Below are 12,379 nucleotides of genomic sequence, written 5' to 3'. Positions count from 1 at the left end.
ACCTTAAGACAGGGAGTTACGACCGAACCAGTCGGATAAATCTACATTACCACCGCTTAAAATGACTCCAATTCGTTGTCCAGCCCAGGCCCCAGATGTAGCGAGTTCTAAAAGGGCGGCGGTGGCCAAGGCTCCGGTGGGTTCAACAACCAGTTTCAGATAGGTTCCCAGAAAGCGACAGGCCTGGACAATGGCTGCTTCTGATACGGTTAACATCTGATCCACGGTTTCTAAAACAATGGGAAAGGTATAGGTTCCTAGGCTAGGGGTTCTGGCTCCATCGGCAATTGTGGGGGGATTCAGCACGGTTTGGAGTTGACCACCATAAAAGGAACGGGTCGCGTCATCAGCCAATTTGGGTTCTACACCAATCACGCGACAGGATGGGACAAACTCCTTTAAGACAAGGGCACAGCCAGACAGGAGTCCGCCACCCCCACAACAGACTAAAACAACATCTAAGGCATCAACGGATTGCAAAAGCTCTAGGGCCGTGGTTCCTTGTCCCGCAATCACATGGGGATGATCGTAGGGCGGAATGATGGTCAAGTCGCGTTCCCTAGCCAATTGTTGTCCAAGGCTTTCACGGCTGGTCTGGTTGCGGTCATAGGGAATAATTTCGGCTCCATATTGCTGAGTTGCGGCTAATTTAACAGCAGGAGCATCGGTAGGCATGACAATAGTGGTGGGGATTCCCAAGCGTTTTCCGGCAAGGGCAAGGGCCTGAGCATGGTTCCCGGATGAGTAGGTTAAAACTCCCTGTTCTTGTTGGCTGTCAGTCAGTTGGCAAAGGGCGTTGTAAGCTCCTCGGAATTTGAAGGAACCTGTCCGTTGGAAATTTTCACACTTAAAGAAAACCTGGGCTTGGGTCAGGGTATCAACGGTTTGGGAGGTAATGACCGGGGTGCGGTGGGCAATGGATTGGAGGCGATGACTGGCCTGGAGGATATCGGCGGCAGTAACAGTTTCGGAAATAGGGGCCATGAATGGGTTGGGACTTAATCGGTTGTGCATCCTAGCTTACGATCACATTAATCACCCAAGGTGCGGATATATTTGTGAGCCAAAAAACTGTTGATCAATTGGTGGGCAACTATGGGCGGTTTGGGGTGCGCTTGGGGTTAGAAACCATCCAGGTCTTCCTCAAGGAACTTGGCAATCCCCAGGCCCATGTGCCGATCATTCATGTTGCAGGTACGAATGGCAAGGGGTCGGTTTGTGCCTATCTATCCGCTATTTTGACCGCAGCCGGGTATTGTGTGGGTTGTTATACCTCCCCCCATTTGGTGGATTGGACAGAACGGATCACCCTGAATCAAGTGGCCATTGCTTCCGATGACTTGGTCACGCTCTTGAAGGATGTGATTGCTGCTACCACTGCCTTAGAGGAAAGTCCGACCCAGTTTGAAATCATTACGGCTGTGGCCTGGCTGTATTTTGCCCGTCAAAAGGTAGATATTGCCGTCATTGAGGTGGGCCTGGGGGGGCGGTTAGATGCGACCAATGTGTGTGATTTGCCCCTTGTGACTGTCATTACTTCAATTGGTCGGGATCATTGGCAGCGTTTAGGCAATACCTTGGCGGAAATTGCAACAGAAAAAGCTGGCATTCTTAAGCCCCACCGCCCTGCCATTATTGGCCCCATGCCGACTACGGCCCAAACTGTCATCCTCGAACGCGCCCAGGCCCTCCATTGTCCGATCTTCAGCCCCGCACCAGCCGAATATCTGAGTGGGATCTTTACGCAACAGGCCTGGGGAATGTGGCGCGACTATCGGTTTCCCCTCCCCTTAGCGGGTGATGTGCAACTGGTGAATGCGGCCTTGGCCCTAGCCACGATTGACTGCTTAAAGTCTCAAGGTTGGCAGATTTCTGGCCAGGCCGTCACCACGGGAATGGCTAAAACTCGCTGGCCGGGGCGGTTACAATGGCTGGCCTGGCGGGGACAACGAATCCTCTTAGACGGGGCCCACAACGAACCAGCCGCCCACCTACTCCGGCAATATTTAGATCAACAGGGCCTTGCTCCCGTCACCTGGATGATAGGAATTCTCGCCAGCAAAGATGCCCAGGCCCTTCTCACCGCCCTCTTACGCCCCCAGGATCATCTCCATCTCGTTCCCATCCCAGGCCATGATGCCTTCAACCCACTGGAGTTAAAGACCCTCGCTGAGAGAATTGGCCATGATTTGCCCGTGGTAATGACCCATCCTGATTTAGCCACCGCCCTCCAGGCCACCCTTACCCCAGCCCCCCCACCCCAGCCCCTCGTTTTAACGGGTTCTCTTTATTTGATTGGTGAATTTCTGAGAGAGAAAAATAGGCTTCTCGAATCCATACCCTAACGAGAACATCATCGGGGAAGTTAGCTTAAAATGCTCAACTCCAAGCTCTGTGAGATTTCTTCCAATAGGGCCAAGCTCCAGACAGAATTACCCGTCTCATCCAAGAGAGGACTATACACAGCTATGGCACCGGCCTGGGGAATAATCGCAACCATAGCTCCACTCACCCCTGACTTCATGGGTAGGCCAATGTGGGCCATCATTTGGGCCGAGTCTTCGTACAGTCCGCAGGTGAGCATAATCCCATTCACTAACTGCCGATATTTAGGGCCAATCTGGGGATTTTTTCCCGCCAGAACCAGGCCAAGGGCCGCTAAATCGGTTACCGTTGTCCGTAAACAGCAAATTTGATTGTAGCTATCCAAGACTAACTGGGGATGCTCAAAATGACCCGCCAAATTTAACAGGTGAGTAATTCCCCGATTTTGCCAGTTGGGATGGGCATTGACTTGGGCTAAAACCTGCTGATCAAGGACGAGTTGGGCCCCCGAAACGTGATTCAGCCAATGCCTTAACGCGTCACATTTCGCGGTTGCGGATTCCCCTGGCAATAAACTCGCCAGACAGATGGCCCCACTGTTAATCATTGGATTGCGGGGCCAGCCCTGATCAATTTCCAATTCCACGACCGAGTTATAGGGCCGGGCGGAAGGTTGTATCCCGACTTTCTGAAAAACGACCTCAGCCCCCAAAGTCTCCAGTAAGTAGAGTAATAAAAATGGCTTGACCACACTCATCAGCGGAAAGGTTGCCCCAGTACTGCCCCAGGCCAAGCGATGATCATCGAGGCTGGCAATGGCAATAGTGGCTTCTTGGGGATCACTGGGTAAGCGTTCGAGTATTTTTCCGGAAAGTTTTTTCCCTTGAACGGATTCTGCCCACCTCTCCAATTGCAACAGGTCAAGTTGATTTAACCGATCTCGAGATGTTATGGCCACAAACGTTTAGATCCCAGGCATCAAGTGCGACTCAGTTCTAACATACGCTGAATGGGTTTGCGGGCCGCCGCGGCAATGTCTGGGGGAACGGTAACTTCTGGGGACTGATTCACCATACAGGAATAGAGTTTTTCCAGGGTATTCAGCCGCATATAGGGACACTCATTACAGTTGCAATTACTCATCGAGGGGGCGGGAATATAGGTTTTTTCAGGATTAGCCCGCTGCATTTGATGAATAATCCCCGGCTCAGTGGCGACAATAAAGGTTTGTTCCGGGCTGGTTTGGGTATACTTCAGCAAGGCTGTTGTCGAACCAATATAGTCAGCATGGCGCAGAATGGCGGGTTCACATTCCGGGTGGGCAATGAGCTTGGCATCGGGATAGTCCAGCCCCAGTTCAATGATCCGCTTTTCGGAAAAAGTTTCATGGACAATACAACTGCCATCCCAAAGCAGCAACTCCCGCCCAGTTTGCGCCATGACATAGCGGCCTAAGTTACGGTCAGGGGCAAAAATAATCGGTTGCTCTGCGGGAATCTGCTGGAGGATTTTGACGGCGTTGGCACTGGTGCAGATAATATCACTGAGGGCTTTAACCTCTGCGGTGCAATTGATATAGGAAATGACCAAGTGGTTTGGGTGGGCTGCCTTAAACGCCGCAAATTCTGCCGCCGGACAACTATCCGCCAGAGAACAACCGGCCGCTAAATCGGGAAGTAACACCTGTTTATCCGGATTCAAAATTTTGGCCGTCTCAGCCATGAAGTGTACCCCAGCAAAGACAATCACCTGGGCTGAGGTTTGGGCCGCCTGTTGGGATAACCCCAAGGAATCCCCGATGTAATCCGCCACATCCTGAATCCCTGGCTCCTGGTAGTAGTGGGCCAAAATCACCGCATTGAGATCTGTCTTAAGGGCCTGGATCGCCGCAACTAAGGCATGGGCATCGAGGGTTGGCCTGGGGGGAGCAAGGGTTGCAAACACAGGAGTTGGGGTGGGTAACGTTAACTGTTTTTAATTATAGTAGTTTTTACCATAATCTACCCCCATTGAGTCTGGCCATAAGTCCCCCTAAACCCAGGCCAAAGATTTATCAATCTCAAACATGAAGCTAGGTCAAATAGATTTGTTACTATGACTCTGGGCAAACGATTCCAGGCCTGGGAAACGGTCATCTTTGTAGATGTCAGAGAATTGTCCCCATCCCCCTTGAAGAGACCAGCCCCTAGAGATGATCTCGGCCGAGAATGACTTCACTGGATAGCACCAGCTCGTTTAAGGCTGTTTCAGGGTCGTTCTAGAATTGAGTTGGTGGTATGGCCCCTCCTCGGCATATCGGTAATCGTCATACCCGGTCTCTCGTCTTAGAACAGTCTCTGTAACGTTATATTCTGTGATTAGCCTCTGACTTCATTTCTGCCTCTCCCTTTCCTTAGCTGAGTGAACACCCATGACCAATACCACTGTGCCAACCATTCAGAATCCGATCTCTCGCCCGGAAGTTCCCCAAGAGTTAGGGGAGAATATCATCCTCACCTCCTTAAATGATGTTTATGACTGGGCCAGGCTTTCCAGTTTATGGCCCCTCCTCTATGGCACAGCCTGCTGTTTTATTGAATTTGCCGCCATGATTGGCTCTCGGTTCGACTTTGACCGCTTTGGCTTAGTTCCCCGATCCAGTCCCCGCCAGGCTGACCTGATCATTACCTCTGGTACTATCACCATGAAGATGGCCCCAGCCCTTGTCCGCCTCTATGACCAAATGCCTGAACCCAAATATGTGATTGCCATGGGAGCTTGCACCATTACTGGGGGGATGTTTAGCTCGGATTCCTACTCGGCCGTGCGGGGCGTTGATAAGTTGATTCCCGTAGATGTCTATTTGCCCGGTTGCCCTCCCCGCCCAGAGGCAATTATGGATGCTATTGTCAAACTGCGGAAAAAAATTGCCAACGAGCATCTCAACGAGCGGGGAAATTTCCAACAGGCCCAACGTCTATTTACGGTTAAGCACGAAATGAAAGCCGTTGCCCCAATTTTAACTGGGGAATATCTCAATGCCGCCAGCCGCCAAGCCCCACCTCCAGAACTAGCCGCCGCCCTCAGTCAACCCGTTCCCGCCGCTTTAACCGCTGCCCCTGTGGATGTGCCGGCCCAGGCCTAGGGAGACATCACTGACTTATTTGCTGACTAGTGGCCCATTGGCTTCTGGAGAGGCATAGACCCGCCGATTATCCTGGAGTTAAGGGGTGTATCAGGTCGTTGTGATAGGGGCCGGGTCAGAGATAAACTGAGTTAACTGCAAACCAAAAACTCAGCCCATCCTCTGACAGTGATTCCCTTTGATATTCGCAATCAGGCTGATGGGAGAAGGTGATGTCAAACCTTGCTGATTGTTCCCTGTTCTCAATTATGATGGCTAAGGCGATTGTTACTCCTCGGCATCTTTAGCTAGTCGTCTTTAGGTTAGAGTTTTGTCCTCGCCTGACTTGTTTTCTGTTGCTGTCGATGGGGCTGAATCTCCCCTTAAGTTGTTGTTGTTTGTCGATCAACGACCAGGAATTAGGGAGCGGGTGCAAGAAATTCAAGCCCACCTCCAATCTTTGCCTTCCCCCTATGGCTTTGACCTCAAGGTGATCTCAGTCTGTGAGCATCCCTACTTGGTTGAGCATTTCAAGTTAATTGCGACTCCAGCCTTGGTAAAAATTAGCCCAGAACCCCGGCAAACCCTAGCGGGGCAAAAACTCCTCCAAAAAGTCGATCATTGGTGGCCCCGCTGGCAACAGGAACTAGAGAGCCAGGCCAATCGAGGTAGTGCGGAAACAGGCGCGATGGCCGCGTCCCTGAGCTACACCACTGAATTTATGCGGATGGCCGATGAAATTTTCCAACTCACCCAGGACATTGAAAGCCTCCGGGATCACCTCAAGTTTAAGGATCGGATTATTAGTCTGTTGGCCCATGAATTGCGGAATCCCTTAACTGCGGTCAGTTTAGCCCTAGAAACCTTAGATAATTATTGGCATCCAGAGTCAGAAACCGTTACTAGCGAAATGGAACCCGCCACCCTGGATCGACTGCTTCACCATGCCCGCTATCAGACCACTGTGATTGAGCACATGATCACAGATTTACTCTTGGCCGCCCGTGGCAGTAGCTCAACCTTGCATATTCATCCCCGCAAACTAGACCTCAATCATCTCTGTCGGGGCGTGCTGGCGGATTTACGGGATAGTTTCATCCAAAAGAAACAGAAAATCACGACTGACCTCCCCAGTGATATTCCCCCCGTCCATGCAGATCGGGATCGGGTGCGCCAGGTGTTAGTCAATATTCTGGATAATGCCCATAAATACACACCAGAAGGGGGGCAGATTCACCTCAGCGCGCTCCATCGCACCACCCAAAAAGTGCAGGTTAGTATCTCCGATACGGGGCCTGGGATTCCCCGGGAGCAGCAGGAAAAGGTCTTTGAAGAGCAGTATCGCCTCCACGCCAACCCGGAAGTTGATGGCTATGGAATTGGCCTATCCTTATGTCGGGAAATTATTCGGGCCCACTATGGGCAAATTTGGGTCGATTCAACCGGACAAGGCAGTAATTTTCAGTTTACGTTGCCGGTGTATCGGGGTTAGGACAAGCTATTTTAGGACATTGACGGCCCATGAACTGAGCCTCAGCCTAGAGGTAGTGGGATAGTTGGCCAGCCAGGGCAATCAGGGCTGTGACGATCAGGGCGTAACAATCTGGGCGGGAATCAGTCGGATGATAGGGGGGCACTGTAGAGTGAAGGGCCGTTCCAGAACCGCGGGCGGCCATGGCCTGGTAAATCCGTTCTCCCCGTTCGTAGGTGCGAATAAACAAACTTCCAATGCTATGGCTGATCACTAAACGGATTGTTCCAGGAGTTGTCATTAAGTTCCGGGCCTGGGCGGCGCGATGGGTCGCTTGAAATTCTGAAATTAGCAATCCCAGATAGCGATACATCGCCCCTAAAACCCCGATAAGCAAGGGGGGAACCTTGAGGCGGGCCAGGCCATGGATTAAGTCACTAACGGACGTTGTCAGGGTCAAAATATTCAACAGTATCAGGGATAAAAGCATCTTGGCGGCCACACTGCCCATAATCACCAGGCCTTGGCTAGTCATGCGAATTAGCCCATAACTCCAAACCACATCCCCGCCACTGCGAAAGAGCGTCCCAAGGATAATCATATTTAAAAATAACAACTCCACTGCCAGCCGCTTCCCCAAGTCCCCCAGGTTAATCTGGCTCAAGATCACCAGGCCAAGGACAGCCAAACCATAAACCAACCAAGTCAACCATTGGCCATTGGGGGTTAAGGCAATGGCAAACACACCCAATCCAGCACACAAAATCCGACCGGGAGGCGTTAAAGTTTGCCAGGGGGTTGAGTTTACGGCGGCCTGGATTGGTAAAACCGAATGAATGTGGAGGAGCATGGGCTAGAGCCAGAACAGTTTAGCTTTCAGGAGGGTCAGCGGGAGATTTTTGACTCGGAATCACCAGTTTTCCCAGCCCCCAAGCCAAGCCAAAGGTAACCAGAGTCCCAATTAAACCAGCTAAGGGCGTTGCTAGGCCTGTGGGGACACCCTGTAGGGCATATTCATCAAAGACTTGGGCAAAGGGTAACTGGCGGGCGGGCGGGTTTTCATGGGCTTGGCCATCAAACTTCAAATCCTGGGCCACCCGATCCAACCCATCAGGATTTTGACTGGCTAAGGGAGACATAAATACAGCAATGACCAAAGCTGCCCCCAGGCCGATTAGCCAAGGGAGACGATTTTTAGGCGGAAGATCAGATGGAGTCATAGGGCGTTACACAAACTATTTAGAAAATCTCAGAAAATTTCCCCGGAAATTACAGAAATTATTCATACTGCAAGGCTTTTTTGGGGTGATGGGGGGGATCAAAGAAGAGATCCGGACGAGTTTTCCAGATATAGCTCAGGGCCATGACCGTAATAATGGCTTCTCCAATCCCAATCACGATATGCCACCCCAGCATCGCCACCAGGGCCACCTGTAATTGCACCGTTCCCGATAGGGCCAGTTCCAAAGCCACCACTAAAGCCGCCACCACCACACTGAGCCAGCCAGCCAGTCCAGCCCCAATGGCCAGCCCCCGCCAGCGTTGGAAGCCAAACATTCGCCGTAAAATTAAATACACATAGTAGCCGCCGAACGTACCAATTAAGCCCATATTGACAATGTTGGCGCCCAAAACCGTCAGCCCCCCATCCTGGAAAAACACAGCTTGAACAATAAAGACCACCGTCATCACCAATGTCCCGGCCCAAGGGCCCACCAGTACCCCCGCTAGGGTTCCCCCCAGCAAATGCCCAGAGGTCCCACCGGGAATCGGAAAATTAATCATCTGAACGGCAAAAATGAACGCCGCCACCACTCCCATCAAGGGGACAGTCCGGTCTTGGTAGCTCTCCTTTACCCGCCGCAGCGAAACTGCAATCAACCCCAAGGCAATTCCCCAATTCACCAAACTCACCGGCCAAGAGAGATAGCCATCGGGAATATGCATGGCCAAGGGGCAAGGGAGGGGAAAGGCTAAACCAAACATGAGACATTACTCACAAAATTGAACCAGGCCGGTGGGGGTGTCCCTTTGGGTCGGGGGATCACTCGAGTTGAGACTAGCCATCTCTGGGTAAGATAAACTCTTTCACTCGTTAAATTCAATGGGGGCGGGGGGCATGGCCGGGACGGCGAATCAACAGGCAATGGCGAGTGCCACCGGTGAGAGGGGTTTGCCAGGAAAGAACCTGTTCTAAGGTTGCCTGCCAATGACTGAGTTCTTTTTCCAGATCATGGTTATCACTCGCTTGAAATTGGCCCCGATAAAGGATGACTAAGCCCCCAGGTTTAACTAAGGGTAGGGCGAAATGCAAACATTGCTGAATATTCCCCACCGCTCGTACCAAAGCCAAATCAAAACTGGCCTGGGGGTGATAGTCTTCGGCCCGACTCCAAACCGCGTTCACATTGGTCAGACCTAAGAGTTGGGGCAAGGATTCCAAAAAACTGACCTTTTTGCGGCGGGCCTCTAGGAGGGTAACCTGCCAATCGGGTCGGGCCAGGGCCACGGGGATACCCGGCACACCAGCCCCACTGCCAATATCCACCACCAATGCTCCCGGATTTAGGGTCAGATCCGTTAACCAAGGTTGTATCCCACTGAGGGCATCCCAAAGATGTTTTTCCCAGAAGTCCTTGGCATCGGTGATGCGGGTCAGGTTGAATTGGGAGTTGGCTGTCAGCATGGCCTGGTAAAAGGCGGCAAATTTTTGCTGTTGTTGTTCATTCGGTTGCCAGGCCAAGGTATTTTGCCAAATCTCGGCAGCGTTTGGTAAATCAGAAAACGGCACGATCTTTTCCCTGCATCATGAATATCCTACCCATAGACTTTCCTCTTTAGAAGAGGCTGACAAAGTTTTTGAGAATTTTCAAGCCAGTGGTAGCCGATTTCTCAGGGTGGAATTGCACAGCCATTACGTTATTTTGGGCAATGGCGGCGGTGACGGTCTGTTGGCCATGGGTGACAGTCGCGGCCGTTAATGTCGGCTCTCTGGGGGCAACATAGAAGGAGTGGACAAAATAGAGCCAAGGTTCCGGTTCCAAGCCCTGCCAGAGGGGTAATTGGGGTTGACTCAAATGGAGTTGATTCCAGCCCATGTGGGGAATGGTTAAGTCGGGTTCAGCCTGGAAGCGATTCACGGTTCCGGCAAAAATACCCAGGCCAGGGGCTTGTCCCTCTTCACTCTTTTCAAATAAAATCTGTAAGCCCAGACAAATGCCTAAAAATGGTTTTCCTTGGGCAATGACCTGTGGCAAGAGTTCCCCCAAATTACGACGGTGGAGATGGGCCATGGCTGGATCAAAGGCCCCTACCCCAGGTAACACAACCGCAGCGGCATCAAGAATATCCTTGGCCTGATCCGTCACGATTGGCTCTACTCCGGCAAACTCCAGTCCCTTACAAACCGAGTGTAAATTGCCCATATCGTAATCAATCACGGCCACTGTTTTCATAGATTTTTCCCAGGAATTAAACGCAAGATTTTTTACCCCAACCAGGCCTGGAATGCCGCCAGATCTGGAAAATCCAACAGAGCATCGGCCAACGCTTCCAATTCCGTCACAGACAAGGCCCGCACTTTAGTCATCAATTCTGGAGAAAGCTCACCAAAACGGCGATAGAGTAGGCGGACCACCACCGCAACCTCTCCCTGTTGTAGTCCTTGCTGTACCCCCTGTTTAATTCCTTGGGTGACTCCCTTTTGCAAAATATCCTGATACGTTACCGATTCCTGCATAATCTCCTCCCGAAAGATGGCATGAATCAAGTCCTTCTCAAATCGTAGCCCAGCCAAGACATCACAGCAGGCCATGAGTTGGGCCCGTCCAGATGGAGTTGGGACTTGATTGAGTTTAGTCGCAACCTGTTCTAAAAGTTGGCGAGGATTGCTGGTTTGGCAAAGGGTGGCGAAAGGCAATAAGCCAGGGTTTTGGAGAAAAGGACTTGGCTCTTGTTCCCACATTCGGACAACTTGATACTGATGGCTAAGTTGCGGGTCTTGATAAGTTGTGATTTGGCATCTTGGGTCATTGGTCGGTTTAAGGAAAATTAAAACTTGAACAATCTGGCTCTCAGGATAAAGACGCTTAAGGCGGATATAGTAATCAACCATCCGAAACGGCAAATCAGGTTGGGATTGGGGCAGGGTCTGGAATTCGAGATGGAGGAGAGTATTGGCACGTTGGAGAATGATAATGCTATCGGCACGGATCGGCTCAACAGCTAATTCAGTTTTGAGGGGTTCCCAAAGCGGGTCAACGCCATCAAATTCCCCCAACAGCTAAGTGGCAAAAGCATGGGGATAGGTTTCAGCCAGGAACTTACAGATGTTATCGGCAGCCATGCTCCTTAAACTGTCCAGAAATTAGTGAGTGGCCTGGAGGCGGAACTGCGTGTTGTTATCACTGAGGTCGGGGCAACCCGTAGGAGGCACATGGCTAAAGCTCTCAAAATAAGCCCGAACGGGTTGGGGTAAGTCCGGTAGCTCCACTCTGGCATCACCCGCAGAAACCTGGGCCCAAACCTGTTGCAGTTGGGGGGCCAGACGCTCGGCCTGGACTTGATCCAAACTTAAGGGCGGCAAAGTTAAGTACCAGGCCATAAACCCCAAACTGCGATTAACCAACCACTGGCGAGAATGGGTCTGTAGATCTGGGGCCGTGGGGACGGCTTGGACATAGTGGGTGGTGATTTTGACTTCCGGTTCGAGAGCGTCTAACTGGGGGATTTCAACGAGGCGATAGGGATGGGGATAACTGGCGAGGGAACCCGTTGTGATCTCATACAATCCCTCGGCATAGGCAATATTCTGCACATGGAGGTGTCCGGTAATTAACAAAGGCGCTTGGTGCTGTTTCAGGAGTTGTCGCAAAGGAGCCGCATTGGCCAAAATATAACGACGACTGAGGATATGTTCCGCTTGGTCGGGGAGGTGGGGGATGACATTGTGGTGGATCATCACCATCGTCAGGGTTGGTTCCGGTAACGGTGAGCGTAAGATTTCCTCTAGCCAGGCCCACTGTTCTAAATCAAGGTGGCCAATTTGTTTCCCCTGGTCATTAAAGGTATTGGAATTGAGGGCCACTAAACGTAGGCCTGGGGCCGGGTAGCAACGATAGTAATGCTGATGGGGATCCCCATAACCGGCCTGGAGATAAAACTGGGGAAACTCCGCAAAGCCAATGGAGCGACCATCCGGTTCCGGCACGGGCAGATCATGATTTCCGGGGATGACATAGGAGGGGAAAGGCAGTTTTTGGAGACGCTCCCCCAACCAGCGATGATTTTCTGGCTCTCCATGCTGGGTTAGATCTCCGGGTAATAGGAGAAAATCAATCCCTAACTGGGTTAAATCAGCCAAGGCAACTTCAAAAGCCGGAATACTAAATTCCACTAAGGGAAAGCGGCGACTAGGCTCGGGCAGGGTTTCAGGCAGGGCAATATGGGGATCACTAATAATGCCAAAACGCACCATGATG

At 51.5% G+C, this 12,379-nt stretch carries 13 protein-coding genes; 3 read left to right on the top strand and 10 right to left on the bottom strand.

Features of this window, described 5'->3' with window-relative positions; genetic code table 11:
- Positions 1-3: 3 nt before the first annotated feature.
- Positions 4-984: a threo-3-hydroxy-L-aspartate ammonia-lyase gene (locus tag SYN6312_RS07375; protein WP_015124234.1), complete on the bottom strand. Its 981-nt coding sequence runs from the start codon at positions 982-984 to the stop codon at positions 4-6.
- Between the two features lie 74 nt (positions 985-1,058).
- On the opposite strand from SYN6312_RS07375, the gene SYN6312_RS07370 reads away from it, so the two are divergent.
- Positions 1,059-2,345: a folylpolyglutamate synthase/dihydrofolate synthase family protein gene (locus SYN6312_RS07370; protein ID WP_015124233.1), complete on the top strand. Its 1,287-nt coding sequence runs from the start codon at positions 1,059-1,061 to the stop codon at positions 2,343-2,345.
- A 20-nt stretch (positions 2,346-2,365) separates the two neighbouring features.
- Here the strand turns inward: SYN6312_RS07370 and SYN6312_RS07365 are convergent, their stop codons facing one another.
- Both SYN6312_RS07365 and nadA read right to left on the bottom strand, forming a co-directional pair.
- The gene (locus SYN6312_RS07365; RefSeq protein WP_015124232.1) at positions 2,366-3,283 is read right to left on the bottom strand and encodes a glutaminase; all 918 of its coding nucleotides are present in this window, start codon (positions 3,281-3,283) and stop codon (positions 2,366-2,368) included.
- A 20-nt stretch (positions 3,284-3,303) separates the two neighbouring features.
- Entirely contained in the window at positions 3,304-4,269 is a 966-nt protein-coding gene (nadA, locus tag SYN6312_RS07360) for a quinolinate synthase NadA (protein ID WP_015124231.1), read from the bottom strand.
- 466 nt (positions 4,270-4,735) lie between these two features.
- Here nadA and ndhK point away from each other — a divergent pair, with 466 nt between their 5' ends.
- Positions 4,736-5,449 carry a photosynthetic/respiratory NAD(P)H-quinone oxidoreductase subunit K gene (ndhK, locus tag SYN6312_RS07355; RefSeq protein WP_015124230.1) on the top strand — a complete coding sequence of 238 codons (714 nt, stop codon included), beginning with the start codon at positions 4,736-4,738 and terminating at the stop codon, positions 5,447-5,449.
- Between the two features lie 310 nt (positions 5,450-5,759).
- Positions 5,760-6,920: a histidine kinase gene (locus SYN6312_RS07350; RefSeq protein ID WP_015124229.1), complete on the top strand. Its 1,161-nt coding sequence runs from the start codon at positions 5,760-5,762 to the stop codon at positions 6,918-6,920.
- A 46-nt stretch (positions 6,921-6,966) separates the two neighbouring features.
- On the opposite strand, the gene cbiQ is transcribed toward SYN6312_RS07350, so the two are convergent.
- The 7 genes from cbiQ to SYN6312_RS07315 all read right to left on the bottom strand — a co-directional run bounded on the left by cbiQ (position 6,967) and on the right by SYN6312_RS07315 (position 12,375).
- Complete coding sequence (cbiQ, locus tag SYN6312_RS07345) at positions 6,967-7,749, bottom strand: cobalt ECF transporter T component CbiQ (protein WP_015124228.1); 783 nt, start codon at positions 7,747-7,749, stop codon at positions 6,967-6,969.
- A gap of 19 nt (positions 7,750-7,768) precedes the next feature.
- Entirely contained in the window at positions 7,769-8,119 is a 351-nt protein-coding gene (locus SYN6312_RS07340) for a PDGLE domain-containing protein (RefSeq protein ID WP_015124227.1), read from the bottom strand.
- 58 nt (positions 8,120-8,177) lie between these two features.
- Positions 8,178-8,885, bottom strand: a complete 708-nt coding sequence (locus SYN6312_RS07335; RefSeq protein ID WP_015124226.1) for an energy-coupling factor ABC transporter permease — start codon at positions 8,883-8,885, stop codon at positions 8,178-8,180.
- Between the two features lie 115 nt (positions 8,886-9,000).
- Positions 9,001-9,690 (bottom strand): 16S rRNA (guanine(527)-N(7))-methyltransferase RsmG, encoded by a 690-nt coding sequence (rsmG, locus tag SYN6312_RS07330; protein ID WP_015124225.1) that lies wholly within the window; start codon positions 9,688-9,690, stop codon positions 9,001-9,003.
- A 46-nt stretch (positions 9,691-9,736) separates the two neighbouring features.
- Positions 9,737-10,354: an imidazole glycerol phosphate synthase subunit HisH gene (gene hisH / locus SYN6312_RS07325; RefSeq protein WP_015124224.1), complete on the bottom strand. Its 618-nt coding sequence runs from the start codon at positions 10,352-10,354 to the stop codon at positions 9,737-9,739.
- A 32-nt stretch (positions 10,355-10,386) separates the two neighbouring features.
- Positions 10,387-11,178, bottom strand: a complete 792-nt coding sequence (locus SYN6312_RS07320) for a DUF4351 domain-containing protein (RefSeq protein ID WP_015124223.1) — start codon at positions 11,176-11,178, stop codon at positions 10,387-10,389.
- A gap of 87 nt (positions 11,179-11,265) precedes the next feature.
- Positions 11,266-12,375, bottom strand: coding sequence for a metallophosphoesterase (locus tag SYN6312_RS07315; RefSeq protein ID WP_015124222.1), 1,110 nt, complete (start codon positions 12,373-12,375; stop codon positions 11,266-11,268).
- Positions 12,376-12,379: the final 4 nt, after the last annotated feature.

The organism is Synechococcus sp. PCC 6312 (assembly GCF_000316685.1).
Taxonomy (GTDB): Bacteria; Cyanobacteriota; Cyanobacteriia; order Thermosynechococcales; family Thermosynechococcaceae; genus Pseudocalidococcus.
Note: the sequence above shows the minus strand (reverse complement) of the source record. Positions and strands in the feature narration are given on the sequence as shown.

Bases quoted from the DNA above. Each gene is read 5' to 3' on its own strand.
- SYN6312_RS07315 (WP_015124222.1), bottom strand. From the start codon at position 12,375: ATGGTGCGTTTTGGCATTATTAGTGATCCCCATATTGCCCTGCCTGAA.
- SYN6312_RS07375 (WP_015124234.1), bottom strand. From the start codon at position 984: ATGGCCCCTATTTCCGAAACTGTTACTGCCGCCGATATCCTCCAGGCC.
- SYN6312_RS07335 (WP_015124226.1), bottom strand. From the start codon at position 8,885: ATGTTTGGTTTAGCCTTTCCCCTCCCTTGCCCCTTGGCCATGCATATT.
- SYN6312_RS07340 (WP_015124227.1), bottom strand. From the start codon at position 8,119: ATGACTCCATCTGATCTTCCGCCTAAAAATCGTCTCCCTTGGCTAATC.
- cbiQ (WP_015124228.1), bottom strand. From the start codon at position 7,749: ATGCTCCTCCACATTCATTCGGTTTTACCAATCCAGGCCGCCGTAAAC.
- hisH (WP_015124224.1), bottom strand. From the start codon at position 10,354: ATGAAAACAGTGGCCGTGATTGATTACGATATGGGCAATTTACACTCG.
- ndhK (WP_015124230.1), top strand. From the start codon at position 4,736: ATGACCAATACCACTGTGCCAACCATTCAGAATCCGATCTCTCGCCCG.